This window comes from Pseudomonas sp. OV226, assembly GCF_003148705.1.
In the GTDB taxonomy this organism is placed as follows: Bacteria; Pseudomonadota; Gammaproteobacteria; order Pseudomonadales; family Pseudomonadaceae; genus Aquipseudomonas.
The window spans coordinates 43,254-70,049 of record NZ_QGGS01000006.1; the positions used below are offsets into that span (position 1 = coordinate 43,254).

Annotated in this window: 24 protein-coding genes; 15 read left to right on the top strand and 9 right to left on the bottom strand. The window is 59.4% G+C overall.

Annotation, left to right across the window (positions count from 1 at the left end; all coding sequences use genetic code 11):
- The first annotated feature begins 45 nt into the window (after positions 1–45).
- The 6 genes from dapC to C7534_RS13080 all read left to right on the top strand — a co-directional run bounded on the left by dapC (position 46) and on the right by C7534_RS13080 (position 5,737).
- The gene (gene dapC, locus C7534_RS13055; protein ID WP_109786011.1) at positions 46–1,245 is read left to right on the top strand and encodes a succinyldiaminopimelate transaminase; all 1,200 of its coding nucleotides are present in this window, start codon (positions 46–48) and stop codon (positions 1,243–1,245) included.
- Between the two features lie 253 nt (positions 1,246–1,498).
- Positions 1,499–2,239: a hypothetical protein gene (locus C7534_RS13060; RefSeq protein ID WP_109786012.1), complete on the top strand. Its 741-nt coding sequence runs from the start codon at positions 1,499–1,501 to the stop codon at positions 2,237–2,239.
- A gap of 317 nt (positions 2,240–2,556) precedes the next feature.
- A complete protein-coding gene (locus C7534_RS13065; RefSeq protein WP_046029180.1) occupies positions 2,557–2,919 on the top strand; it encodes an ArsC family reductase in 363 nt (120 codons plus the stop codon).
- Between the two features lie 33 nt (positions 2,920–2,952).
- Positions 2,953–3,987, top strand: coding sequence for a 2,3,4,5-tetrahydropyridine-2,6-dicarboxylate N-succinyltransferase (gene dapD, locus C7534_RS13070; RefSeq protein WP_109786014.1), 1,035 nt, complete (start codon positions 2,953–2,955; stop codon positions 3,985–3,987).
- Between the two features lie 137 nt (positions 3,988–4,124).
- Positions 4,125–5,330: an aminotransferase class V-fold PLP-dependent enzyme gene (locus tag C7534_RS13075; protein ID WP_109786015.1), complete on the top strand. Its 1,206-nt coding sequence runs from the start codon at positions 4,125–4,127 to the stop codon at positions 5,328–5,330.
- Complete coding sequence (locus C7534_RS13080; protein WP_109786016.1) at positions 5,327–5,737, top strand: SufE family protein; 411 nt, start codon at positions 5,327–5,329, stop codon at positions 5,735–5,737. The genes C7534_RS13075 and C7534_RS13080 overlap by 4 nt, the downstream gene beginning before the upstream one ends.
- A 91-nt stretch (positions 5,738–5,828) precedes the next feature.
- On the opposite strand, the gene tcdA is transcribed toward C7534_RS13080, so the two are convergent.
- Positions 5,829–6,647: a tRNA cyclic N6-threonylcarbamoyladenosine(37) synthase TcdA gene (tcdA, locus tag C7534_RS13085; RefSeq protein ID WP_109786017.1), complete on the bottom strand. Its 819-nt coding sequence runs from the start codon at positions 6,645–6,647 to the stop codon at positions 5,829–5,831.
- Positions 6,648–6,859: 212 nt separating this feature from the next.
- On the opposite strand from tcdA, the gene C7534_RS13090 reads away from it, so the two are divergent.
- From C7534_RS13090 to C7534_RS13105, 4 genes are all read left to right on the top strand, one after another.
- Positions 6,860–9,451, top strand: coding sequence for a glycosyltransferase (locus tag C7534_RS13090; protein ID WP_059181551.1), 2,592 nt, complete (start codon positions 6,860–6,862; stop codon positions 9,449–9,451).
- A 197-nt stretch (positions 9,452–9,648) separates the two neighbouring features.
- Positions 9,649–10,800 carry a succinyl-diaminopimelate desuccinylase gene (gene dapE / locus C7534_RS13095; protein WP_077430794.1) on the top strand — a complete coding sequence of 384 codons (1,152 nt, stop codon included), beginning with the start codon at positions 9,649–9,651 and terminating at the stop codon, positions 10,798–10,800.
- Positions 10,800–11,609 (top strand): putative RNA methyltransferase, encoded by an 810-nt coding sequence (locus C7534_RS13100; protein ID WP_046029165.1) that lies wholly within the window; start codon positions 10,800–10,802, stop codon positions 11,607–11,609. The genes dapE and C7534_RS13100 overlap by 1 nt, the downstream gene beginning before the upstream one ends.
- 75 nt (positions 11,610–11,684) lie before the next feature.
- On the top strand, positions 11,685–12,062 hold the full coding sequence (locus tag C7534_RS13105; protein WP_046029164.1) for a hypothetical protein: 378 nt from the start codon (positions 11,685–11,687) through the stop codon (positions 12,060–12,062).
- A gap of 135 nt (positions 12,063–12,197) precedes the next feature.
- Here C7534_RS13105 and C7534_RS13115 read toward each other — a convergent pair whose 3' ends face one another.
- Entirely contained in the window at positions 12,198–12,407 is a 210-nt protein-coding gene (locus tag C7534_RS13115) for a cold-shock protein (protein ID WP_010462862.1), read from the bottom strand.
- 237 nt (positions 12,408–12,644) lie between these two features.
- On the opposite strand from C7534_RS13115, the gene plsB reads away from it, so the two are divergent.
- The 3 genes from plsB to C7534_RS13130 all read left to right on the top strand — a co-directional run bounded on the left by plsB (position 12,645) and on the right by C7534_RS13130 (position 16,612).
- Entirely contained in the window at positions 12,645–15,128 is a 2,484-nt protein-coding gene (gene plsB, locus C7534_RS13120) for a glycerol-3-phosphate 1-O-acyltransferase PlsB (RefSeq protein WP_046029161.1), read from the top strand.
- A 114-nt stretch (positions 15,129–15,242) separates the two neighbouring features.
- Entirely contained in the window at positions 15,243–15,845 is a 603-nt protein-coding gene (locus tag C7534_RS13125) for a hypothetical protein (protein WP_109786018.1), read from the top strand.
- 77 nt (positions 15,846–15,922) lie between these two features.
- A complete protein-coding gene (locus C7534_RS13130; protein ID WP_109786019.1) occupies positions 15,923–16,612 on the top strand; it encodes a DUF4197 domain-containing protein in 690 nt (229 codons plus the stop codon).
- 62 nt (positions 16,613–16,674) lie between these two features.
- Here C7534_RS13130 and C7534_RS13135 read toward each other — a convergent pair whose 3' ends face one another.
- The 3 genes from C7534_RS13135 to C7534_RS13145 all read right to left on the bottom strand — a co-directional run bounded on the left by C7534_RS13135 (position 16,675) and on the right by C7534_RS13145 (position 22,311).
- Positions 16,675–18,042, bottom strand: a complete 1,368-nt coding sequence (locus C7534_RS13135; RefSeq protein ID WP_109786020.1) for a Fic family protein — start codon at positions 18,040–18,042, stop codon at positions 16,675–16,677.
- A 96-nt stretch (positions 18,043–18,138) separates the two neighbouring features.
- On the bottom strand, positions 18,139–21,204 hold the full coding sequence (locus C7534_RS13140; RefSeq protein ID WP_109786021.1) for an efflux RND transporter permease subunit: 3,066 nt from the start codon (positions 21,202–21,204) through the stop codon (positions 18,139–18,141).
- A 6-nt stretch (positions 21,205–21,210) separates the two neighbouring features.
- The gene (locus C7534_RS13145) at positions 21,211–22,311 is read right to left on the bottom strand and encodes an efflux RND transporter periplasmic adaptor subunit (protein WP_046029154.1); all 1,101 of its coding nucleotides are present in this window, start codon (positions 22,309–22,311) and stop codon (positions 21,211–21,213) included.
- Between the two features lie 93 nt (positions 22,312–22,404).
- On the opposite strand from C7534_RS13145, the gene C7534_RS13150 reads away from it, so the two are divergent.
- Complete coding sequence (locus tag C7534_RS13150; RefSeq protein WP_046029151.1) at positions 22,405–23,049, top strand: TetR/AcrR family transcriptional regulator; 645 nt, start codon at positions 22,405–22,407, stop codon at positions 23,047–23,049.
- A gap of 118 nt (positions 23,050–23,167) precedes the next feature.
- Here C7534_RS13150 and C7534_RS13155 read toward each other — a convergent pair whose 3' ends face one another.
- The gene (locus C7534_RS13155) at positions 23,168–23,950 is read right to left on the bottom strand and encodes a class I SAM-dependent methyltransferase (RefSeq protein WP_046029149.1); all 783 of its coding nucleotides are present in this window, start codon (positions 23,948–23,950) and stop codon (positions 23,168–23,170) included.
- Positions 23,951–24,043: 93 nt separating this feature from the next.
- Between C7534_RS13155 and C7534_RS13160 the strand changes: the two genes are divergently transcribed.
- Positions 24,044–24,664, top strand: a complete 621-nt coding sequence (locus C7534_RS13160; RefSeq protein ID WP_109786022.1) for an energy transducer TonB — start codon at positions 24,044–24,046, stop codon at positions 24,662–24,664.
- Between the two features lie 34 nt (positions 24,665–24,698).
- Here the strand turns inward: C7534_RS13160 and C7534_RS13165 are convergent, their stop codons facing one another.
- The 3 genes from C7534_RS13165 to C7534_RS13175 are packed head-to-tail and all read right to left on the bottom strand — an operon-like array spanning position 24,699 to position 26,719.
- Entirely contained in the window at positions 24,699–25,520 is an 822-nt protein-coding gene (locus C7534_RS13165; protein WP_109786023.1) for an isocitrate lyase/PEP mutase family protein, read from the bottom strand.
- A gap of 33 nt (positions 25,521–25,553) precedes the next feature.
- The gene (locus C7534_RS13170; RefSeq protein ID WP_046029146.1) at positions 25,554–26,414 is read right to left on the bottom strand and encodes a DUF72 domain-containing protein; all 861 of its coding nucleotides are present in this window, start codon (positions 26,412–26,414) and stop codon (positions 25,554–25,556) included.
- A complete protein-coding gene (locus C7534_RS13175) occupies positions 26,414–26,719 on the bottom strand; it encodes a hypothetical protein (RefSeq protein WP_046029145.1) in 306 nt (101 codons plus the stop codon). The genes C7534_RS13170 and C7534_RS13175 overlap by 1 nt, the downstream gene beginning before the upstream one ends.
- Positions 26,720–26,796: the final 77 nt, after the last annotated feature.

A 26,796-nucleotide genomic window follows, 5' to 3' on the forward strand; every position in this document is an offset into this window, starting at 1 on the left:
CCCGGCTCCTACAAAAGCCAGCGCCCACATTGAACGAGGCCCCCGATGAACAACGCTCTGACCCAGTTGCAGCCCTACCCGTTCGAGAAGCTCCGCGCCCTGCTCGGCAGCGTCACGCCAAACCCGGACAAGCGCCCTATCGCGTTGTCCATCGGCGAGCCGAAACACCGCTCGCCAAGCTTTGTCGCCGAAGCCCTGGCCAGCAATCTGGATCAGATGGCCGTGTACCCGACCACCCTCGGCATCCCGGCCCTGCGCGAAGCCATCGCCGCATGGTGCGAACGGCGTTTCAGCGTTCCGGGCGGCTGGCTCGACCCGGCGCGCAACGTGCTGCCGGTCAACGGCACCCGTGAAGCGTTGTTCGCCTTCACCCAAACCGTGGTCAACCGTGGCGAAGACGCGTTGGTGGTCAGCCCGAACCCGTTCTATCAGATCTACGAAGGTGCTGCGTTCCTCGCCGGCGCCAAGCCGCATTACCTGCCATGCCTTGACGAAAACGGCTTCAACCCGGACTTCGACGCCGTTTCGCCCGACATCTGGAAGCGCTGCCAGATCCTGTTCCTGTGCTCCCCGGGCAACCCGACCGGCGCACTGATTCCGGTCGAGACGCTGAAAAAGCTGATCGCTCTGGCCGACGAATACGACTTCGTAATCGCCGCTGACGAGTGCTACAGCGAACTGTACTTTGACGAGCAAACGCCGCCGGCCGGCCTGCTCAGCGCTTGCGTGGAACTGGGTCGCAAGGATTTCAAGCGCTGCGTGGTGTTCCATAGCCTGTCCAAACGCTCCAACCTGCCGGGCCTGCGCTCGGGTTTCGTGGCGGGCGATGCCGACATCCTCAAGGGCTTTTTGCTGTATCGCACCTACCACGGTTGCGCGATGCCGGTTCAAACCCAACTGGCCAGCGTGGCCGCGTGGAATGACGAAGTGCACGTGCGCGCCAACCGTGTGCTGTATCGCGAGAAATATGATGCCGTGCTGGAAATCCTCAGCCCGGTGATGGACGTACAGCGCCCGGACGGCGGCTTCTACTTGTGGCCGAATGTTGAAGGCGATGACGAAGCGTTCTGCCGTGACCTGTTTGTCGAAGAACATGTAACGGTGGTGCCGGGTTCTTATCTATCCCGTAACGTCGATGGGGCCAATCCGGGCGCGGGTCGAGTGCGCATGGCACTGGTTGCGCCGTTGGCGGAATGTGTTGAAGCGGCAGAACGCATTCGAAACTTTGTAACTCGCAACAAGTAATAAGCAACAGGCCTGTACCGTGCAACGCGGTGCAGGTCTTATTTGCAAAAGCAACTAACACATAGCAACTTTACGCCACGCCACATACACCACTAATCTCCAAGCCGAACAAAACAGAACCGCTCACCCGCAAGTGCCGACAAGGCATTCACAACGCTTTATTTGCGGCCATGTAAATTTTACCCCCCCTTACAACAACACCTTCTTCAAAATAAAACAGATACATTAATTTAATGACAACAAGGATGTTCACATGAACAACGCACATAATTGCGTCGCCAAACAGCCAGACAACATGCAAGCCTCTTACGACGTCGCGGTCTCCGAGAACCCTGCCAATCGCCCCACCTCGGCATCGGGTCGGCAAAAGCGCGCCGTCGGCAGCCACAAAAAATTCTGGGCCCCCGGCCGCACGTTGCGCATTGCGTTTCTGAACGGCGATCAAGCGTTCAAGGATGGCGTCAAGGCGGCTGCCAGCAACTGGCTGCCCTATATCAACCTCAAATTCGACTTCGTCGACGGTGAAGTCGGCGATATCCGTATTCGCACTGAACCGGCAACCTACTGGTCCAACATCGGTACCGACGCTCTGCTGACAGTAGAAGGCCCAACCATGGTGATATCGGACTGGATGCTTCAGCCTCGGCTTTTCGCCCACTACGTCATGCACGAATTTGGTCATGCATTGGGCGCCCAGCACGAGCACTTGCACCCTGAATCGAATATTCCGTGGAACAAGCCTGCGGTCTATCAAGACCACGGGGTACCTGAAGACGCCGATGAAAATTACTTTGGACGAAAGACCGTTGATGATCGCTATTTCAACTTGCTCGACCCCAGCGAAGTCAACTATTCGCCCTATGATCCAAAGTCGATCATGCACTACGAAATCCGTCAGGCCTGGACCCACGGCGACTTTAAAATATTCCTGAACTTGGCAATCAGTGAAAAGGACAAGGCGTTCATGGCCGAGGCTTATCCTTACCCTGAATAAACAAGTGACGGACACTGTTGATTAGTTGAAAGTTATTTGACCTGACCCGGTTTCGCCTCACTTAAATCCAATCCCCCCTAATACTTCCCTGAGTACGTCATCGCCCATCGGGTGATGACGACTGAGGCGATGCAATCGACAGCATTGAAGTGCCATATTAGCCGCTTAGACTGCAGGCTGGCCGTTACTTCAATGACGCACACCCCCCCTGATCGTCATGACGAACGGACAAACCCGACCACAGCCGACGCGAAACCGTCCGGTCATGGCATAATCCGTCACCTTCGATTCCCAGCACCTGCAAAGGGGGCAATTCCTTGACCGTTTCAAGTAAAACGTTGCACCTTTTCGGCATCAAAGCCTGCGACACCATGAAAAAGGCGCGCACCTGGCTCGATGAACACGCTGCCAGCTATGACTTCCATGATTACAAAGCGGTCGGCATCGACCGTGAACACCTGACCCAATGGTGCGATGAGCACGGTTGGGAAGTGGTGTTGAACCGTGCAGGCACGACCTTTCGCAAGCTCGACGACGAACGCAAAGCCGATCTCGACCAGTCGAAAGCCATCGAACTGATGCTCGCACAACCCTCGATGATCAAGCGCCCGGTGCTTGATCTCGGTGACCGAACCCTGATTGGCTTCAAGCCAGATATCTACGCGGCAGCGCTCAAGTAAGCCAGCCCGTTCAATTTTGTTAGAGGTATTCACATGTCCAATTCCCTGTTCAGCCTGGCCTTCGGTGTCGGCACCCAAAACCGTCAAGGCGCATGGCTGGAAGTGTTCTACGCCGCCCCTGTCCTGAATCCATCGGCTGAAGTCATCGCCGCCATCGCGCCTGTTCTTGGCTACACCGAAGGCAATCAGGCCATCGCGTTCAGCACCGCCCAGGCTTCGCAACTGGCCGAGGCACTCAAAGGCGTCGACGCTGCCCAGGCGGCACTGCTGACCCGTCTGGCCGAGAGCCACAAGCCGCTGGTCGCGACGATTCTGGCCGAAGACGTTCAACTGACTTCCACGCCTGAGGCTTACCTCAAGCTGCACTTGCTGTCCCACCGCCTGGTCAAGCCACATGGCCTGAACCTGGCCGGTGTGTTCCCGTTGCTGCCGAACGTGGCATGGACCAGCCAGGGCGCGATCGACCTGGCCGAGCTGGCCGAGCATCAACTGGAAGCCCGTCTGCGCGGCGAGCTGCTGGAAGTGTTCTCGGTGGACAAGTTCCCGAAAATGACCGACTACGTGGTACCCGCCGGCGTACGTATCGCTGACGCGGCACGTATCCGCCTGGGCGCCTACGTGGGCGAAGGCACCACCGTGATGCACGAAGGTTTCGTCAACTTCAACGCCGGCACCGAAGGCCCGGGCATGATCGAAGGTCGTGTTTCGGCAGGCGTATTCGTCGGCAAGGGTTCGGACCTGGGCGGCGGTTGCTCGACCATGGGCACCCTGTCGGGTGGCGGCAACATCGTGATCAAGGTCGGCGAAGGCTGCCTGATCGGCGCGAACGCCGGTATCGGTATCCCGTTGGGCGACCGCAACACCGTGGAGTCTGGCCTGTACGTGACCGCCGGCACCAAAGTGGCGCTGCTGGACGAAAACAACAAGCTGGTCAAAGTCGTCAAGGCGCGTGAACTGGCCGGTCAACCTGACCTGTTGTTCCGTCGCAATTCGGAGACCGGCGCCGTGGAATGCAAAACCCACAAATCGGCCATCGAACTGAACGAAGCGCTGCACGCTCACAACTAAGCTTCGTCACGATCACCTGTGTAGGAGCAGAGCTTGCTCGCGATGGGGCCCTTAAGGCCGCCAAAAAGCTTCGCGAGCAAGCTCTGCTCCTACATGGTCAGGCGTCTACCCGCCCATGTTTACCAGGGCCGAATAACATGATGATCCCCTCTCCCTGGCGCGCCGATTTTCCGGCCATCGCCGCTTTGCAACGGCAAGACCAGACCTATCTGGACAACGCCGCCACCATGCAAAAACCTCAAGCCCTGCTGGATGCCCTGACGCATTACTACGCCAACGGCGCGGCCAACGTGCATCGGGCGCAACACTTGCCCGGCGCCCATGCCACCCAGGCGTTCGAGGCCAGCCGCAGCAAAGTCGCGCAATGGCTGAATGCCGGCGATTGCGGGCAGATTATTTTTACCCACGGCGCGACGTCAGCGCTGAACCTCCTGGCGTACGGCCTGGAACATCTTTTCCAACCGGGCGATGAGCTGGTCATCAGCGCTCTGGAGCATCACGCCAACCTGCTGCCATGGCAGCAACTGGCACACCGCCGCGAGCTGAAACTGGTGATCCTGCCGCTGGATGCCGACGGTTTGATCGACCTTGAGGCCGCCGCACGCCTGATCGGTCCGCAAACCCGTTTGCTGGCCGTCAGTCAGTTGTCGAACGTGCTCGGCGCCTGGCAGCCGTTGCCCGCCCTATTGGCGATGGCCAAGGCACACGACGCGTTGACCGTGGTCGATGGCGCTCAAGGCGTGGTGCATGGTCGGCATGACGTGCAAGCACTGGGTTGCGACTTCTATGTGTTTTCCAGCCACAAGCTCTATGGCCCCGATGGCCTGGGCGTGCTGTTCGGGCGCAACGAGGCGCTCAAGCATCTGCGTCATTGGCAGTTCGGCGGCGAAATGGTGCTGGACGCGGATTACCATGGCGCACGCTTTCGCCCTGCCCCACTGGGTTTCGAGGCGGGAACGCCGCCGATTGCCAGTGTGATTGGTCTGGGCGCGACGCTGGACTACCTCGCCGGGCTCGATCAGGACGCCGTTAACGCCCACGAAACGGCGTTGCATGACTATTTGCTAAAAGGACTTGAAGCCCGAAACGGCATTCGCCTGCTGGGCAAACCGCAATTGGCGCTGGCCAGTTTTGTCGTCGAGGGTGTGCATAACTCGGATCTGGCGCATTTGCTGACCGAACAGGGGATTGCCGTGCGTGCGGGTCATCACTGCGCCATGCCGCTGCTCAAGAGCTTCGAGTTGGCCGGGGCGATCCGGGTGTCGCTGGCGCTGTACAACGATTCCGAAGACCTGGAGCGGTTCTTTGAAGCGCTGGATCAGGCGCTGGAGTTGCTGCGATGAACTTGCCTGCCGAGGCTGTGACGGCGCTGGACACGTTCCAGAACGCTGCCGGCTGGGAACAACGGGCGCGCCTGTTGATGCAATGGGGCGACCGCCTGCCGGCGCTGAGCGATGTGGATAAGGTGGATACCAACCGGGTGCATGGCTGTGAAAGCCAGGTGTGGCTGGTGGGTTCACTGAATGACGGTCACTGGCAGTTCGCGGCGAGCAGCGATGCCCGGTTGATTCGCGGGTTGGTGGCGTTGCTGCTGGCGCGGGTCAACGGATTGTCGGCGGCCGATTTACGGCAGGTGGATTTGCCGGACTGGTTCAATCAACTCGGGCTTTCGCGGCAGCTTTCACCTTCGCGCAGTAATGGCCTCAACGCCGTGCTTCAGCGGATGAATGAGTTGGCCTCACTCCCGTAGGAGCAAAGCTTGCTCGCGATGACATCAACGCGATCTACCTGAAGGACCGCGTCGCCTGCATCGCGAGCAAGCTTTGCTCCTACGGTTGTTACTACGCCGTAGGTTTGATGCGGTCCGAAGGCCGCCGAACCCCCGCCACAATCTTATCCACAGCCTTGGTCGCCGCGACCATGCCGAACGTCGCCGTCACCATCATCACCGCGCCAAACCCGCCGGCACAGTCCAGCTTCACGCCATCACCGACAAAACTCTTCTGCAGACAAATGCTGCCATCCGGTTTCGGGTAGCGCAGTTGCTCGGTGGAGAACACACACGGCACGCTGTAATGACGGGTCACGGTGCGGGAGAAGCCATAATCGCGGCGCAAGGTGGAACGCACTTTCGACGCCAGCGGATCGTTGAACGTACGGTTCAAATCGCACACCTGAATCAACGTCGGATCAATCTGCCCACCTGCCCCGCCAGTGGTGATGATCTGGATCTTGCGGCGCTTGCACCAGGCAATCAGCGCTGCCTTGGCGTTAACGCTGTCGATGCAATCGATCACGCAGTCGATGTTCGGCGTGATGTACTCGGCCATGGTCTCGCGGGTGACGAAATCCGCCACGGCGTGCACCGTGCAGTCCGGGTTGATTCCGCGCAGACGCTCGGCCATCACCTCAACCTTGGGTTTGCCGACCGTGCTGTCCAGCGCGTGCAACTGGCGATTGACGTTGCTGACGCAGACGTCGTCCAGGTCGAACAGCGAAATCTCGCCCACCCCACACCGGGCGACAGCTTCCGCCGCCCAGGAACCGACGCCACCGACGCCGACAATCGCCACATGCGCCGCGCGCAGGCGCGCCAGGCCTTCGATGCCATACAAACGGGCGATGCCGGCAAACCGCGGATCTTCTGCACTCATGACCATTACCCCAAAAACCGGCGCGCATTATAGGGCTTCGCTGCGCCAAGTTCTGAATTTCAATCTACAAGTGTAAGAACTTATGTGAAAGCAAATTGCCCAATGTCCGGCAATTCCCTGTCCGCTGTACGAAAAGAGAATGCCCGGTGTAGGATGCGCGCCCCTTGGCGACCGCCAACCGTTCCTCCGTTCCACAGTCTTTGGAACCTGAAATAGCTATGTCATCCCGCAAATTTGGACTCAACCTGGTCGTGGTGCTCGCCATCGCAGCCTTGTTTACCGGCTTCTGGGCGCTAATCAACCGCCCGGTTACCGCCCCCAACTGGCCTGAACAGATCTCCGGCTTCTCGTACTCGCCGTTCCAGCAAGGCCAGTACCCACAGAAAGAGCAGTACCCGACCGACGATCAAATGCGTCGCGACCTGGAGATCATGAGCAAGCTGACGGACAACATCCGTACTTACTCGGTCGACGGCACCCTGGAAGACATTCCCAAGCTCGCAGAAGAATTCGGCCTGCGCGTGACCCTGGGGATCTGGATCAGCCCGGACCAGGAACGCAACGAGCGCGAGATCACCCGCGCCATCGAAATCGCCAACACCTCCCGCAGCGTGGTTCGCGTGGTTGTAGGCAACGAGGCGATCTTCCGTAAGGAAATTACCGCTGCGGAACTGAGCGTGATCCTCGATCGCGTCCGCGCCGCCGTGAAAGTGCCGGTGACCACGTCCGAACAGTGGCACGTCTGGGAAGAGCACCCGGAACTGGCCAAACACGTCGACCTGATCGCCGCCCACGTTCTGCCTTATTGGGAATTCATCCCGGTGGACAAGGCCGGCCAGTTCGTCCTCGACCGCGCCCGCGACCTGAAAAAGATGTTCCCGAAAAAACCGCTGCTGCTCTCGGAGGTTGGCTGGCCGAGCAACGGCCGCATGCGTGGCGGCACCGATGCCAGCCCGGCGGATCAGGCGATCTACCTGCGTACCTTGGTCAACAAACTCAATCGCCAGGGTTTCAACTACTTCGTGATCGAAGCGTTTGACCAGCCGTGGAAGGCCAGCGACGAAGGTTCGGTGGGCGCGTATTGGGGCGTGTTCAACGCCGCGCGCCAGCAGAAGTTCAACTTCGAAGGCCCCGTGGTCGCGATCCCGCAATGGCGCGTGCTGGCAATCGGCTCGGCCGTGCTGGCCTTGCTGTCCTTGACCTTGCTGATGATCGACGGCTCGGCCCTGCGCCAACGTGGCCGCACGTTCCTGACCTTTATCGCGTTCCTTTGCGGTTCGGTTCTGGTCTGGATCGGTTACGACTACAGTCAGCAATACAGCACTTGGTTCAGCCTGACGGTCGGTTTCCTCCTGGCACTCGGCGCGCTCGGGGTCTTTATCGTTCTGCTGACCGAGGCGCATGAACTGGCCGAAGCGGTCTGGACCCACAAGCGCCGACGTGAATTCCTGCCGGTGGTGGGCGATTCGGACTACAGACCAAAAGTCTCGATCCACGTCCCTTGCTACAACGAGCCGCCGGAGATGGTCAAACAGACCCTCAATGCCCTGGCCAACCTCGACTATCCGGACTTCGAAGTCCTGATCATCGACAACAACACCAAGGACCCGGCGGTCTGGGAACCGGTGCGCGATTATTGCGAAACCCTCGGCCCGCGCTTCAAGTTCTTCCACGTTGCACCGCTGGCCGGCTTCAAGGGTGGTGCACTGAATTACCTGATCCCGCACACCGCCAAGGATGCCGAAGTGATTGCGGTGATCGACTCGGACTACTGCGTCGACCCGAACTGGCTCAAGCACATGGTGCCGCACTTCGCCGATCCGAAAATCGCCGTGGTGCAGTCGCCGCAGGATTACCGCGACCAGAACGAAAGCACCTTCAAGAAGCTTTGCTACGCGGAATACAAAGGCTTCTTCCACATCGGCATGGTCACCCGTAACGACCGTGACGCGATCATCCAGCACGGCACCATGACCATGACCCGGCGCTCGGTGCTCGAAGAGCTCGGCTGGGCCGATTGGTGCATCTGTGAAGACGCCGAGTTGGGTCTGCGTGTCTTCGAAAAAGGCCTGTCGGCGGCGTATTACCACACCAGCTACGGCAAAGGCCTGATGCCCGATACCTTTATCGACTTCAAGAAACAGCGTTTCCGCTGGGCCTACGGGGCGATTCAGATCATCAAGCGTCACACCGCCAGCCTGCTGCGCGGCAAGGACACCGAACTGACCCGTGGCCAGCGTTACCACTTCCTCGCGGGCTGGTTGCCGTGGGTCGCGGACGGCATGAACATCTTCTTCACCGTGGGCGCCCTGTTGTGGTCGGCGGCGATGATCATCGTGCCGCAACGGGTCGATCCACCGTTGCTGATTTTCGCGATCCCGCCATTGGCGCTGTTCGTGTTCAAGGTCGGCAAGATCATCTTCCTGTATCGCCGCGCCGTCGGCGTGAACTTGAAAGATGCGTTCTGCGCGGCTCTGGCCGGGCTGGCGTTGTCGCACACCATCGCCAAAGCGGTGCTGTACGGCTTCTTCACCAGCAGCATTCCGTTCTTCCGCACCCCGAAAAACGCCGACAACCACGGCTTCTGGGTGGCGATTTCGGAGGCGCGTGAAGAGGTGTTCATCATGCTGCTGTTGTGGGGCGCGGCACTGGGGATCTTCCTGGTGAACGGCTTGCCGAGCAACGACATGCGCTTCTGGGTGACCATGTTGCTGGTGCAGTCGCTGCCGTACCTGGCGGCGCTGATCATGGCGTTCTTGTCTTCGCTGCCCAAACCGGCCGCCGAGCCTGAGCCGGCGCCAGCCGTCTAAAACTGTACAGATGCACTAAACGGCGGCCAATGGTCGCCGTTTTGCTTTAAGATAACCGCCATTTTGCGCGCCCAGCACCAATTCCTGTAGGAGCAAAGCTTGCTCGCGATTGATGCGACTCGGTGTAACAGAAAGACCTCATCATCGTTCATCGCGAGCAAGCTTTGCTCCTACACAATTAGCTTCCGGAGTTTTCCATGACGGCCCACGCCGACCTTTCGCCGACCCTTCAACTCGCCATCGACCTGATCCGCCGCCCGTCCGTGACGCCGGTCGACGCCGATTGCCAGAAGCAGATGATGCAGCGCCTGGGCGATGCCGGTTTCATGCTGGAACCGATGCGCATCGAAGATGTGGATAACTTCTGGGCGACCCACGGCAAACACGACGGCCCGGTGCTGTGCTTCGCCGGTCACACCGACGTGGTCCCGACCGGCCCGGTGACCGCCTGGCAGATCGACCCGTTCAACGCGCTGATCGACGAACACGGCATGCTCTGTGGCCGTGGCGCAGCTGACATGAAAGGCAGCCTGGCCTCGATGACCGTGGCCGCCGAGCGTTTTGTCGCCGACTACCCGGATCACAAGGGCAAGGTCGCATTCCTGATCACCAGTGACGAAGAAGGCCCGGCGCACCACGGCACCAAGGCAGTGATTGAACGCCTCGCGGCGCGCAAGGAACGTCTGGACTGGTGCATCGTTGGCGAGCCGTCGAGCACCACCCTGGTGGGCGATGTGGTCAAGAACGGTCGTCGCGGTTCCCTCGGCGCCAAATTGACCGTGCGCGGTGTGCAAGGTCACGTGGCCTATCCGCACCTGGCGAAGAACCCGATCCACCTCGCCGCCCCTGCCCTGGCCGAACTGGCCGCCGAGCACTGGGACCACGGCAACGATTTCTTCCCGCCGACTAGCTTCCAGATCTCCAACGTCAATTCCGGCACCGGCGCGACCAACGTCATCCCGGGTGATCTGGTGGCGGTGTTCAACTTCCGCTTCTCCACCGAGTCCACCGTCGAAGGCCTGCAAAAGCGCGTGGCCGACATTCTCGACAAGCATGGCCTGGACTGGCACATCGACTGGGCGTTGTCCGGCCTGCCGTTCCTCACCGAACCGGGTGCGTTGCTGGATGCCGTGGCGTCGAGCATCAAGGACATCACCGGTCGCGAAACCAAGGCTTCCACCAGTGGCGGCACCTCTGACGGTCGTTTCATTGCGACGATGGGCACGCAAGTGGTTGAACTGGGCCCGGTCAACGCGACCATCCACCAGGTCAACGAACGCGTACTGGCAGCTGACCTCGATGTGTTGACCGAGATCTACTACCAGACCCTGATCAAGTTGCTCGCCTGATGCTCGCGTGCCCGATATGCAGTGAACCGCTGAATGCGGTGGACAACGGCGTGGCCTGCCCCGCCGGGCATCGTTTCGACCGCGCGCGACAGGGTTACCTGAACCTGTTGCCAGTGCAGCATAAAAACAGCCGCGACCCTGGGGATAACCTGGCCATGGTTGAAGCCCGCCGCGACTTCTTGAACGCCGGCCATTACGCGCCGGTGGCCAAGCGCCTGGCGGAACTGGCAGCCGGCTATGCACCGCAGCGCTGGCTGGACATCGGCTGTGGCGAGGGTTACTACACCGCGCAAATCGCCGAGGCTTTACCGAACGCCGACGGTTACGCGCTGGATATCTCTCGCGAAGCGGTCAAACGAGCGTGCAAGCGTAACCCGCAGCTGACCTGGTTGATCGCCAGCATGGCACGGGTGCCATTGGCCTCGGGCAGTTGCCAGTTTCTGGCGAGCGTCTTCAGCCCTCTGGACTGGGAAGAAGCCAAACGCCTGCTCAGCCCCGGTGGCGGTTTGATGAAAGTCGGGCCGACCAGCGGTCACCTGATGGAGTTGCGCGAACGGCTGTACGACGAAGTCCGTGAGTACACCGATGACAAGCATCTGGCCCTGGTGCCGGAAGGCATGGCGCTGCAACACAGCGAAACCCTTGAATTCAAACTGACCCTGGAAAGTGGTCAGGATCGCGCCAACCTGTTGGCGATGACCCCTCACGGTTGGCGCGCCAGTGCCGAACGCCGCACAGCGGTGATCGAGCAGGTCGAGCCGTTCGAGGTCACCGTGTCGATGCGCTACGATTATTTCGTACTTCAATAATTTTTGGTCTTGAGCAACGGCTTGAGGCCGGCTAAATCCGCGAATGGATTTTTCAGACCCGCAGTGAGGACATCCATGCGCCAACCCGATATCGAGATTTACCTGAAAGACGCCGACGTTGACCACAAAGCCATTTCGGCCTGGCTCGGCGCGGCTTTAGGCCCGTGCACCGACTGGGTCCAGAAAGGCCAGACCTACAAGTGCAAGGCCGGCAACGTGCCCGTCACCTGGCTGCCCAAAGCCGTGGGCAAGTGGAACAGCCTGTTTCTGGACAGCGACCAGACCCCGTGGGAAGACGACATCGCCTGCGCCCGCGCAGCCTTTGCCGCGCTGAACGTGGAAGTACGTTGCGCGCCGGGGACGTGGGTCGAGGAAGAAGGCGAAGAGACAGCGGATCGCTGGATGCGCATCAGCGCTGATGGTGAAGAAGAAATCACCTGGAAAACCGCTTAACAACGACACGCATAACCTGTGGGAGCGGGCTTGCCCGCGAAGGCGGCGGCACATCCAGAATAGATGTGACTGACAAACCGCTTTCGCGGGGAAGCCCGCTCCCACAGTGTTTTTTGGTGATCCAAAGAGTGCGAGTTACAGCCCCACCACATCCTCAGCCTGCAAACCCTTCTCGCCGGTCACCACGGCATATTCAACCTGCTGACCTTCAGCCAGCGAACGGTGCCCTTCGCCACGAATCGCGCGGTAGTGCACGAACACGTCCACCCCGTCCTCGCGTTGAATAAAGCCGTAGCCCTTGGCGTCGTTGAACCACTTCACGTTGCCGGTTTCGCGTGTTGCCATTTGTTCATACTCCCTTTTTATTATTGATCGGGCTTTTCGCAGGAAAGCCTTCAGGAACGTCAATCTGCGCGCGACGTCCCAGCAAGGGCTTCGACGGCAGACGGCCGAGTATATGACAGGCAGCGAAACTCTCAACTCAACTTTACTTAGGCGCTTTTTTGCCGATTTTCGACGAATCCGGCACACTGTCGCCCTCCCGAGCAAACGCTCGGTTTTACTCACTCACGCAGAAGCCGTATGACCCGCTCCCCGTTCCGCCGTCTTGTGTTTGGCACCCTGCGTCGACTGTTGTACCTCTGGGTTCGCTCGGAGACGATCAACCAGTCGTCGTTCACCCTCAACCTCGACCGCAGTCGTCCGGTGTTCTACGTCCTGCAAAACCCTTCGCTGACCGACCTCGCCGTGGTCGACACCGAATGCAGCAAGGCTGGCCTGCCCCGCCCGGTATTGCCGGTTTCAGTAGGTAACCTGCTGGAACCCGCCGCGTTCTTTTACCTGACGCCAGAGCCCGACTGGCTCGGTCGACAGGACAAACGCGGCGCGCCGCCAACCCTGACCCGCCTGGTCAGCGCCCTGAGCCAGAATGGCGCCGAAGACGCGCAGATCATTCCGGTCAGCGTGTTCTGGGGTCAGTCGCCGGACAGCGAATCGAGCCCGTGGAAATTGCTCTTCGCCGACAGTTGGGCCGTCACCGGTCGCCTGCGCCGCTTGCTGAGCATCATCGTGCTGGGGCGCAAGACGCGTGTGCAATTCTCTGCGCCGATTCACCTGCGCGAGCTGATCGATCACAACAAGGGCCACGAGCGCACCGTGCGCATGGCCCAGCGGATCCTGCGGGTGCACTTCCGCAATCTCAAAGCCGCCGTCATCGGCCCGGACATTTCGCACCGACGCAATTTGGTCAAAGGTTTGCTCAACCAGCCACTGGTCAAGCAAGCGATCCTCGATGAAGCCGAGCGCGAGAACATCTCCCCGGAGAAAGCCAAGGCCCAGGCCTTGCGTTACGGCAACGAAATCGCCTCGGACTACACCTACACCGCAATCCGCTTCATGGAAGTGGTGCTGAGCTGGTTCTGGAACAAGATCTACGACGGCATCAAGGTCAACAACATCGAAGGCGTGCAAAAAGTCGCCCCGGGTTACGAAGTGATCTACGTACCCTGCCACCGCAGCCACATCGACTACCTGCTGCTGTCCTATCTGCTGTTCCGCAATGGCCTGACCCCGCCGCACATCGCTGCCGGGATCAACCTCAACATGCCGGGGATCGGCGGCCTGCTGCGTCGCGGCGGTGCGTTCTTCATGCGCCGTACTTTCAAAGGCAACCCGCTGTACACCTCGGTGTTCAACGAATACCTGCACACCTTGTTTACCAAAGGCTTCCCGGTCGAGTACTTCGTCGAGGGCGGCCGTTCGCGAACCGGGCGCATGCTGCAACCGAAAACCGGGATGCTGGCGATTACCCTGCGCAGCTTCCTGCGTTCGTCGCGCATGCCCATCGTGTTTGTGCCGGTGTACATCGGTTACGAGCGCGTATTGGAAGGCCGGACCTACCTCGGCGAACTGCGTGGTGCGACCAAGAAGAAAGAGTCGATTTTCGATATTTTCAAAGTCATCGGCGCGCTCAAGCAGCGCTTCGGCCAAGTGGCGGTGAACTTCGGCGAGCCGATCAAACTGGCGGAATTCCTCGACAGCGAACAGCCGGACTGGCGCCAACAGGAGCTCGGCCCGCAATTCAAACCGGCCTGGCTCAACGAAACCACCAACCGTTTGGGCGAGAAAGTTGCGCAGCATCTGAACGAAGCCGCAGCGATCAATCCCGTGAACCTGGTGGCCCTGGCGTTGCTGTCCACCAGCCGATTGGCGCTGGATGATCGCGCCATGGCGCGAGTGCTGGACCTGTACCTCGCACTGTTGCGCAAGGTTCCCTACTCGCCGCACACCACACTGCCGGAAGGCGATGGTCGCGCACTGATCGAACACGTGAAGGACATGGACTTGCTGTCCGAGCAGAGCGATGCCCTGGGCAAGATTCTGTATCTGGACGAGCAGAACGCCGTCCTGATGACCTACTACCGCAACAACGTGCTGCACATTTTTGCGTTGCCGGCACTGCTCGCGAGTTTCTTCCAGAGCGCGTCGCGCATGAACCGCGAGCAGATCCTGCGTTACACCCGCGCACTGTATCCGTACCTGCAATCGGAACTGTTCATTCGCTGGTCCATGGATGAACTAGACGCGGTGATCGACCAATGGCTGGAAGCGTTCGTTGAACAAGGCCTGCTGCGTTTCGAAAACGATGTCTACCTGCGCCCCGCACCAAGCTCACGGCATTTCGTGCTGCTGACCTTGCTGTCGAAGAGCATCGCCCAGACCTTGCAGCGCTTCTATATGACCGTGTCCCTGCTGCTCAACAGCGGCCAGAACAGCATCAGCGCCGAAGAACTCGAAGACCTGTGCACAGTCATGGCCCAGCGCCTTTCGATCCTCCATGGCCTGAACGCCCCCGAGTTCTTCGACAAGAGCCTGTTCCGTCACTTCATCCAGACGATGCTTGATCTGGAGGTGCTCAAGCGCGACGAAGCTGGCAAGTTGAGCTATCACGAATTGCTCGGCGAACTGGCCGAAGGCGCGGCCAAACGGGTGTTGCCGGCGGAGATTCGATTGTCGATCCGTCAGGTTGCGTTGCACCGCAGTGAAGATGCGGCGGATCAGGCTTAGTTGGGTCAACAGTAACTTCCTGACAACAACTATAAGAACAGGGACGTTCTTTTAGTTGTCCGATTATGGATTAATAGATCACTCCAAATAACCCACCACGATATGGATATCGCGATGAACTCATTAGATAACCCCACCCACTACATCACCCTGATATTTAGTTTGCCTGACGACTTTATGCCTCCCACCAGTGGTGAGGCCGAGACTTATATAAGCGTTCATACGGCAAACACTCAGTCCCCCATCAAAGTGGCGCAATCCCGTAAACCGATGCTGTACAGCGGCCGCTGGAACTTTTCATTTGCACACAGTTTTTCCGACGTCAGCGTCAAATACCGCGTGAGTGTCAGCATGACCCACAACGGTGTGCCACTCCTGATCGACCTGGACCACTTCATCATTGTTCACCGCACGCCACACCGCCAAACACTGCACCTGAGTCCGATCGGTCGCCTCTACATCCAGGCGCAAGAACCTCAAGCGGTGGAACCCGAACACGCGGTGACCATTGTTGCCCATGAGCACGACAATGCGACGGTGCAACTGACTCAAGTGCATATCAGTGAAGAAATGGCAGAGGCGTTTTATCTGGAGTACGATCCGGACACTGTTGTGCCCGGTAAACGCTACACCCTGACGGCGACTGAAAATGAATACCGCAATGCAATCGAAGTCTCTCCCGGCTCTGTTGTATTAAAACCCTTCAGCAAAGCCTGATAACCTTCGCGCCCACAATAAACCGGCGAAACGGCTGTCAACATCCGTTCCTCCTCAATCCGAACAAGGAAGCTGCCATGTTCCGCCCTACCCTTCGCTTCGCCGGCCTCTGCGCAGGCTTGATGATCTCTGCCAGCGCACTGGCGCTCTCGTTCAGCGACCTGTCGCAAAAAGACGCCACCGGCGGCCTCAAGGATGCCCTGACCCAAGGCGCGCAACTGGCCGTGAAACAGCTCGGCACACCGGGTGGTTTCAGCAACAACCCGGACGTGAAAATCGGACTGCCGGGCAAACTCGGCAAGGTCGCCAGCAAGATGAAGCAGTTCGGTATGGGCGATCAGGTCGACGAACTGGAAGCCAGCATGAACAAAGCGGCTGAAACCGCCGTGACCCAGGCCCAGCCGATCCTCGTGGACGCGGTGAAGCAGATGAGCGTGGAAGATGCCAAGGGCATCCTCAGCGGCGGCAACGACTCCGCCACTCAATACCTGAACAAAACCAGTCGCGAGCAGATCCGCGCCAGGTTCCTGCCCATCGTCAAGCAAGCCACCGACCAGGTTGGCCTGGCCAAACAGTACAACACCTTCGCCGGTCAGGCGGCGACCATGGGCGTGCTGGATGCGAAGAACGCCAACGTTGAAAACTACGTCACCGAGCAGGCGCTGAACGGCTTGTTCGAGATGATCGGCAAACAGGAAGAAACCATCCGCCAGAACCCGGCAGCGGCGGCGACCAGTCTGGCGAAGAAGGTGTTTGGCACGCTGTAACGTTTAGCGAATGCCACACAAGAAAGAGCCCGCTGTCCTTTCAGGTTCAGCGGGCTTTTTACTTAAATGGCTTCCATGACGGATGAGGTGACGGGGGCGGGCCGTAAAAAGAACACCCACTCACGCCCCATCTTGCGCTTCTCAAACACCTTCAGATCAACCAACCCGTTCAAGGTCGCCGAAGCAGTGTTGTAAGAACAGTCCAGGTTCTCCTTCACATTGACCGCCGTAAATTCCTTGGCCATGCCGCTCTTGGCCACTTGATAGACGGCACGCTGCTTTTGGGTGAGCAGGTTGAAAAAACCGGATGCCATCAACCAGCGATCAAAGCGTTCGGTGTAAGCCAGACTGTTGCGATAGGCGCTGGTAAAACCACTGACCGCCCGAAGGATCACCGAACACTGGAAATCGATGAAGTAGGTCAGGTCCAGTTCATCGGCCTCGGTATTCAAATACGAGCGTCCGTATTTCACCGGCGCGTTGCGTAGCAAAATGCTGATCGCAATGTATCGAAAGGCCGAAAAGTCATTCTTGAACATGAACCAGTAAAACAGCGCCCGCGCGACACGCCCGTTGCCATCGCGAAAGGGATGCTCATAACCCAAAGCAAAATGCAGCGCGATGCCTTTGATCAGCGGATGAAGATAGTCCGCACGGTTGGGATCGTTGTGGGGTTGATTGATCCATTTCGACAGCACCTGTAACCGTGCCACCAGCCCCGCTGCGGGCGGCGGGGTATGCACGGTGTTGCCCTCGCCGTCCTGTACCACCACATCATCGTTGCCTCGCAATTCTCCCGGCGAGTACTGCACGTCGTCGATGCCCTCGACACCAACACGATGCATCGCGGTGATGAGCTCAACACTCAGAGGCTCATAACGCTGCTCCCAAGCAAAGGTCATCATTTGGTAATTGCCAATGACCATTCGCTCATCTGGCGTTCGCGGCTGGCGATGACGCTTGAGCATATCCTTGGCCACCCGAGTGGTCGTTGCCGCGCCTTCGAGCTGGCTGCTGCTGATGGCCTCGTCTTCGATCAGATCATTGAGCAGATAACTGAAATGTGCGCGCTCACCAATCTGGCTGGTCATGTATTCCAACGCAGCGGTTGTGGCTTGCCGATCGACGGCTGAAATAGCCTTCTGCGCCAGCGGTGTCAGCAGGAAGTTGCCCCACTGGACCGGCTCGCCCAAAGGTAGAAGGCTGGAATACTGAGCCGTGCGGGCTTTTTTGACCAAAGCCCAGCACAACCTGGAATCCAGTCCTGGTGCCCAGCGGTAACGCAATTCATCGAATGGAAGATAGCGCCCCTGGTCATCCAGCGGCTTGAGCAGGGCCAGGTAGTCCGAGAGGCGTTCCTTGTGGGGCGAGGTCATCAACAGGTCGAATACCGGATCGGTCCTCCCCGCCACAACAGGTGGTTTTTTCATGACGACTGTCTCAAAAACTCGTGAAATCGAGATTCGAGTACAGCATTCAGCCCCCTCTGACTCAATATCAGAGGGATCTGAAATACACGTAGGAAGTCAGACCGGTTCTTTCTTGACCCTGAACCACGCCGCATACAGCGCCGGCAGGAACAACAGCGTCAATGCCGTCGCCACGATCAGTCCCCCCATGATCGCCACCGCCATCGGCCCGAAGAATACACTGCGTGACAACGGGATCATGGCCAGCACCGCCGCGAGCGCGGTCAACACAATCGGGCGGAAGCGGCGCACGGTCGCCTCGATAATCGCTTGCCAGGGCTTGAGGCCTGCCGCGATGTCCTGCTCGATCTGGTCGACCAGAATCACCGAGTTGCGCATGATCATCCCGGACAACGCGATGGTCCCGAGCATGGCGACAAAACCGAACGGCTGACGGAACACCATCAGGAACAGCGTCACGCCGATCAGCCCCAACGGCGCGGTCAGAAACACCATTACCGTGCGTGAGAAACTGCGCAGTTGCAGCATCAGCAACGTCAGCACCACGACGATGAACAGCGGCACGCCGGCCTTCACCGAGTTCTGTCCGCGGGCAGAGTCTTCTACGGTGCCGCCCACGTCCAGCAAGTAACCGTCCGGCAATTCGGCGCGTATCGGATCAAGCGTCGGCATGATCTGCTGCACCAGTGTGGCCGGTTGTTCCTTGCCATAAATGTCGGCGCGAACCGTCACGTTAGGCAGGCGATTGCGGTGCCAGATGATGCCTTCTTCGAAGCCATATTCCAGCGTCGCGATCTGCGACAGCGCAACGCTGCGGCCGTTGTCGGTCGGCACCGCCAGGCTCGGCAGCAACGACAGCTCGGTGCGCTCGTGCAGGGTGCCGCGCAGCAGAATCTCGATCAACTCGTTGTCTTCGCGGTACTGGCTGACACTGGAGCCGGTCAGTGAACTTTGCAGGAATTTCGACAAGTTCGCCGTGCTCACGCCAAGCGCTCGGGCGCGGTCTTGATCGACGTTCAGGTACACCACTTTGCTGGGCTCCTCCCAGTCCAGGTGCACGTTGACCACGTGCGGATTCTCGCGAACCTTGGCCGCCACTTTACGGGCCAGTGCGCGAACTTCTTCGATGTGCTCACCGGTCACCCGGAACTGCACTGGATAACCAACAGGCGGCCCGTTCTCAAGACGCGTGACCCGTGAACGCAGGGCCGGAAATTGTTCGTTGAGGGTTTCGATCAACCAGGTGCGCAGGGTCTCACGCTCCTCAATGGTCTTGGCCAGAACCACAAACTGCGCGAAGCTCGCCGCAGGCAGTTGTTGATCCAGCGGCAGGTAAAAACGCGGTGAACCGGTGCCGACGTAAGCCACGTAATTATCGATACCGGCGTGATCTTTCAACAAGCCTTCAAGACGTTTGACTTCGTCGGCGGTGTTGCTCAGGGACGCGCCTTCGGCGAGTTTCAAATCGACCATCAGCTCCAGTCGACCCGACGCCGGGAAGAATTGCTGCGGCACGAAGCGGAACAACACCACAGAGGCAACGAACATCATGATCGTCAGCACGATCACCGTTTTGCGGCGGTGCACGCACCACTCCACCAGACGTCTGACCCGCTGATAGAACGGCGTGCCGTAAGGGTCAGGCTGACCCGTGCCATGTTTGGCGGCGTGAATTTTCGCCAGATCCGGCAGGAGTTTTTCCCCCAGGTACGGCACGAACACCACGGCGGCCACCCACGAGGCCAGCAACGCAATGGTCACCACCTGGAAAATCGAGCGGGTGTATTCGCCGGTGCCCGACTGCGCAGTGGCAATCGGCAGGAACCCGGCGGCGGTGATCAGCGTACCGGTGAGCATCGGGAATGCGGTGCTGGTCCAGGCATAACTGGCCGCTTTGACGCGGTCGAAGCCCTGCTCCATTTTGATCGCCATCATTTCCACGGCGATGATCGCGTCGTCCACCAGCAAACCCAACGCCAGCACCAGCGCACCAAGGGAAATCTTGTGCAGGCCGATCCCCAGGTAATACATGCAAGCAAAAGTCATCGCCAACACCAGCGGAATCGCCAGCGCCACCACCATGCCGGTACGCACGCCGAGTGAGAAAAAGCTCACCAGCAACACAATCGCCAAGGCTTCGACCAGCACTTGAACGAATTCGCCGACCCCGGTTTTCACCGCGGCAGGTTGATCCGATACTTTGCGCAGTTGCATGCCGGCCGGAAGGTTTTTCTGGATGCGGTCGAACTCGACTTCCAGGGCCTTGCCCAGCACCAGAATGTCGCCGCCGTCCTTCATCGCGACGGCCAGACCGATGGCGTTTTCCGCCATGAAGCGCATGCGCGGCGCTGGAGGATCGTTGAAGCCACGGCGAACGTCCGCCACATCGGAAATGCGGAACGTACGATCACCGACACGGATAGGGAAGTTCTTGATCTCGTCGACTGTCTGAAAATTCCCCGAGACCCGTAGCTGCAAGCGCTCACTGGTGGTTTCGAAGAACCCCGCCGTCGACACTGCGTTCTGCTCTTCCAACGCTTGCTGCACAGCGGCCAACGGCAAGCCTAGGGTGGCGAGTTTGACGTTGGAGAGATCGATCCAGATCTTCTCGTCCTGCAGCCCGAGCAACTCGACTTTGCCTACGTCCTTGACCCGTTGCAGCTGGATCTGGATACGGTCGGCGTAATCCTTCAACACCGCATAGTCAAAACCGTCGCCCGTCAGGGCGTAGATATTGCCGAAGGTGGTGCCGAATTCATCGTTGAAAAAAGGCCCCTGAATGCCCGGCGGCAGGGTGTGACGGATGTCGCTGATCTTCTTGCGGACCTGATACCAGAGCTCGGGAATGTCGACCGAGTGCATGGAATCGCGAGCGATAAACGTCACTTGGGACTCACCCGGGCGCGAGAACGAGACGATGCGCTCGTACTCGCCGGTTTCCATCAGCTTCTTCTCAATGCGCTCGGTCACCTGGCGCGACACTTCCTCGGCCGTGGCCCCCGGCCAATTGGTGCGTATAACCATCGCCTTGAAGGTAAAAGGCGGGTCTTCGCTTTGGCCGAGTTTGGTGTAGGACAGTGCGCCGACGATTGCCAGCAAAAGCATCAGAAACAGTACGATCTGGCGATTACGCAACGCCCATTCGGAAAGGTTGAAGCGCATCGGGGATTACTCCTTGTCCGCCAGATTGACCACGCGATTGGAGCGATCCACCGGGCGCACTTGCTGCCCGTCATGAAGCACATGAACACCGGCGGCCACGACCCAGTCGCTGGCGTTCAGGCCTTCGAGCACCGGCACGGTTTTCTCGCCGAACGCACCGACCCGCACCGGGGCTTTTTTCAAGGTGTTATTGGCGTTGAGTACCCAAACGTACGTCGCGCCGTTTTCTGCGGTGACGGCCGACAAAGGCACCGACAACGCCACCACTTCAGCGGTCTGAATAAACACCCGGGCGCTCTGGCCGAGTTCAGCGGTGACCTTGCCGGAGGTGAACGCGATGCGCGCGGCAAAGGTGCGCGACTTCGGATCGGCCGCCGGTGACAACTCACGAATGCGGCCACTGAAACGTTGATCGGGCTGAGTCCAGAGTTCTACCGACACCGGCTGCCCGACCTTGAAGCGACCGAAGCTCTGTTCCGGCAGGCTGATCAACACTTCACGTTCGCCATCGGTGGCAATGGTGAACACGGTTTGCCCAGCGGCCACCACTTGCCCGACTTCCACAGCCCGTTTGGCCACCACGCCATCCTGAGGCGCGCGCAGCACCGCGTAACTTGCCTGGTTGGTCGAGACGTTGAATTCGGCTTTGATTTGGTTGAGGCGTGCTTCACCGGATCGGTAAAGGTTTTCGGCGTTGTCGTACTGCGAGCGGCTGACCATCTGACGGTCCATCAGGGTCTTGTAGCGATCCCGCTCGGCGCGTACCAGGCTCAGATTGGCCTCGGCGGCGGCGACCTGGGCGCGGGCGGCATCCAGTTGCAGGCGTACGTCTTGCGGATCGAGTTCGGCCAGAGGTTGGTCGGCCTTGACGCGCTGCCCTTCCTCGACCAGTCGTCGGCTGACCTTGCCGCCAATGCGGAACGCCAGGTCCGGCTCATAACGAGCCCGTACTTCACCGGGATAGCTTTCCATCGCCTGCGCCGAAGGCTCTGGCTGAACCACCATGGCCGGGCGCACGCTGACTTGAGGCGCCTCTTCGTGACCACACGCAGACAGAAAAAAAGCCAGGGACACTGGCAACGCGAGGGGCAAGGCATAGCGGAACATGGTGAAGGACCTTTCGCTAATGGTGCTTGGAATAATTATACTGACGAGTATGTTATTAATAGCAAACTCACCAGTCCAGTAATAAAAGCGAATATGCCGAACAATCTTTCAGCACCCAATGGCCCAGGCAGACCCAAGGATTTGGCCAAGCGCCAGGCCATTCTCGATGCGGCGAAAACGCTGTTTCTGACCAAGGGCTACGCCAACACCAGCATGGATGCCGTCGCAGCTGAGGCCGGTGTGTCAAAGCTGACCGTGTACAGCCACTTCAACGACAAGGAGACGCTGTTCTCCACCGCCGTTGTCGCCAAATGCGAGGAGCAGCTACCAACGCTGTTTTTTGAACTGCCGGACGGCGTTGCGGTAGAAACGGTACTGCTGAACATCGCACGCGGTTTCCATCAACTGATCAACAGTGATGAATCGGTGAACCTGCACCGATTGATGATGAACCTGGGCAGCCAGGACCCGAAACTCGCGCAGATCTTCTTCGAAGCCGGGCCGCAACGCATGCTGCATGGCATGGAGCGGTTGCTGGCCAAGATTGATCAAAGTGGTGTGTTGAGCATCGATAAACCGCGCAATGCGGCCGAGCACTTTTTCTGCCTGCTCAAGGGCGCGGGGAATTTTCGGTTGCTGTATGGCTGCGGCGAACCTGTGGTCGGGGACGCGGCCGAGGAGCACGTGCAGGAAGTGGTGGGGTTGTTTATGCGGGCCTATCGACCCGAGCCAGCCTGATAGAAATCGGGTGTCTGGTCTGGCGCCTGCGCGAGCAGGCTCACTCCTACTCTGGATCTATGCAACACCGTAAATCCCCTGTAAGAGTGAGCCTGCTCGCGATAAAGGCGACTCGGTTTTAAGGCTTGAGCGCCTTCTTCGGATAAATGTCATACCGGCTGGATTTACCGTCCAACGCATGACTCGGCTTCGGCCCGGCAATGCAGGGCGCCTTGCGCGGCCGCTTGACCACCACCCGATGACTGGCCAGCGCCAGCGCGGCTTCCAGCAGTGCTGGCGCATCCGGGTCGTCGCCCACCAACGGCCGGAACAGACGCATTTCCTTTTTCACCAACGCGGTTTTCTCACGGTGCGGAAACATCGGGTCGAGGTAGATCACCTGCGGCGGCTCGCCTTCCCAATTACGCATCACCTCAATGGAATTACCCTTGAGCAAATGCATCCGCGCCACGATGGGCGCCACGTCGAAATCTTCCGCACCGCGCGCCAGGCCATCCTCAAGCAAGGCCCCGATCAGCGGCTGACGTTCGATCAGACTCATCTCGCAGCCCAGGCTCGCCAGCACGAACGCATCCTTGCCCAGCCCCGCCGTGGCATCCAGCACGCGGGGACGCACGCCCTGCGCGATGCCAACGGCCTTGGCGATCATCTGCCCCGTGCCGCCACCGAACAACCGGCGATGAGCCGCCCCGCCTTCGACGAAGTCCACCCGCACCGGGCCCGGCGCATCCGCCCCAAGCTGTTGCAACTGCAAACCCTGCTCGCCGACCTGCAAGGCAAACTCGCCATCATCCACTTGCAGCGGTAAGCCCAGGCGCTCGGCCCATTGCTCGGCTTGTGGCTGAAAGGTCGTGCCCAAGGCCTCGACATGGATGCGGCAAACCGCCGGTTGATCAATCATCGGAAAACACGCTCAAAAAATTAATGATCGGCAAAAACGGCCGATAACAAAACTAACGGGCATTTTGCCAGAGCTGAGCGTCGACCGAGAGAAATGTCAGACTTTCAACCCACAATCACAGGTTTTATCTCGCCCTACGGCGATTACAACCTGCGAAACACCCAGGCGTTGGGCGGTGTCAGTCACCTGTGGCAAGATTTTTTTGCCCGGGCGATGGCCGATCAGCCGGGTGACGGGGTTCCTGAATCGCTCAATTTTCCACCGGTTGATCTGGAAAGCCCGGTCGAACCCACGGTGGGCAGCGAGTTGTTGGCGCACATCGTCTCGCAGCGTCAATGCAACGTGACAGAAACCGTGGTTCGCCCGCCAGAGCCGCTGTTCTTGCCGATTGCCGAGTTCGAAATGGACCTGGCCGACAAACCGGCCCCACCCTTCCCGCCTGAAGAAATCGTCGCTCAGCAAAAACAGCAGGACTTCGAAAGCGGCTGGGTCCGTCCAATCGTGCTCACCGCCGGTCAACCTGTACCGCAAGCTGGCCCGGCGCCACAACCGCGCCCGCTGCACCTGCCGATCGCCGAATTCGAAATGGACCTGCTCGACAAACCGTTCCCGCCGTTCTCCCCCGAAGAGCTGGTGGAACAACAGAAACAGTTCGATTTCGATAACGGTTGGGCTCGCCCGATCGTTCTGCAAAACCTGCGCATCGCCGCCTGACCTTCAATAACAGGCCCTCAGCGACACCCCATCGTCAGCCTTTGAACAGTTGATTGGCCTTCGCGTACGGCATGGATCGCGAGGTAAACCCGAAGGTGCCCGATGTCTTGATCTCTTCGGCCGCACGGAAAAACTCGCCATACGCTGCCAACGCCAGCGCCGAACCGACGCTGATACGTTTGACGCCCATCTCGCTCAACTGCTCGACCGTCAACTTGAGCCCGCCAGACATCAACACATTGACCGGTTTTGGCGCCACGGCACGAACCACCGCCAAGACGTCTTCGGCACTGCGCAGTCCCGGTGCGTAGAGCACGTCGGCCCCCGCCTCGGCGAACGCCTGCAAGCGGCGGATGGTGTCGGCGAGATCGGGATTGCCGTGCAGGAAGTTCTCGGCACGCGCGGTCAGCATGAAGGGGAAAGGCAGGCTGCGCGCCGCGGCCACGGCGGCTTCAACGCGCGCCACCGCATGTTCGAAACAGTAGATCGGCGCCGCTTCACGGCCCGTGGCATCTTCGATAGAACCGCCGACCGCGCCGGCCTCAGCCGCGCGCAGAATGCTCTTGGCGCATTCGACGGGGTCATCGGCAAAGCCATTTTCCAGATCCACCGCCACGGGCAGATTCGTCGCTGCGACAATCGCGCGGACATTTGCCAGCGTATCGTCCAGAGTCATTGCGCCATCGGGGCGCGCATTGGAAAAGGCATAACCGGCACTGGTGGTGGCCAGCGCCTCGAAGCCGAGACTGGCGAGCATTTTCGCCGAGCCGGCGTCCCACGGGTTGGGAATGACAAAAGCCCCGGCGCGTTCGTGCAGTGCTTTGAACGCCTGGGCTCGAAGGGTTTGCGCATCCATTGGGCAGGCTCCTGAAAAGGGGAAAAAACCGCCTCAGAGCAAGCCAAGTTGCTCCACTGCGGGTTCTCTGTATAGCTCAGGCAGCGGCGGCAGGCCAGGCAAACGCAGCATCAGTTGTGCGTGAAAACGTTGCGCCAGCTTGGCGGCCAGCAGGTTGTCTGCGGTGTGCAGGAAGATGTACGGCGTACGGCCCTCTTCGATCCACGCGGCGATTTTCTCGACCCACGGCACCAGGAACGGATCGTTGGCTTCCAGCTGCGGATGGCCGATGAAGCGCACTTGCGGGAATTGTGTGAACGCCGCCGGACGTGGCGGCACTTTGGGCTTTTTCGATTGGGCGTGGAGCACCGACGGATCGGTCGACACACAACTGAACAGCGCTCGCGGATCGAGGCAGATGCGCTCGACACCGCGATCCATCAACAATCGATTGAGCATTCGCTCGGCATCGCCTTTGGCGAAGAACGCGTCATGGCGCACCTCGACGGCCAGAGGTCGCTCCAGCCCATCAATGAAAGCGGCCAGTTCCGGCAACCGTTGCGGCGTGAAGCTTTTCGACAATTGCAGCCACAACGGCGAAACCCGCGCGCCCAAAGGGCTGAGCAACTTCACGAAAGTTTCGGCGGCGGTCAGTTGTTCGCGCAGGTCACCACCATGGCTGATGTCACCGGGGAACTTGGCGGTAAAACGAAAGTGTTCGGGCATGACCTCGGCCCAACGCTGCACAGTCGAGGCAGCCGGGCTCGCGTAGAAGGTCGTATTGCCTTCTACGGCATTGAATACTTGGGTATAGAAATTTAGAAATTCAGCAGGTTTGGCGTCTGGCGGATAGAGGTAATCGCGCCAGGCGTTTTCGCTCCAGGACGGGCAGCCGAGGTAGTAAGGCTGCCCCATCAGATGTACAGGTCGAGGCCCAGCACATCCGTATCCCAATCGACAAAAGTGGCCGTGCTCAGGTAGCTGGCGAGTGCCGTAGCAACGCTTTTGCTCATGGCGCGGTGGTAGATCATGTCTTGTTGGCGAGCCGGGAGATTGCTCAGGCGTTGCGCAGAGGCTTTGGCGGCACGGGCAGCCATTTGCTCTTCGGATGGAATTTCCAGCTCGCCGTCGATATCAACGTAATCGTCTTCCGCCACAGGGCCTTTGCGAGCCTTGCGCTTGATGGGGTAGGACTGAGAGGAAACGCCGTCTATACGCATGAGTACATGTCCGGTATCAGTGATGGCAGTTTAGTGGCGCATTTCCCACTTCGCAAACCGCCGAGTGATAACTAGAA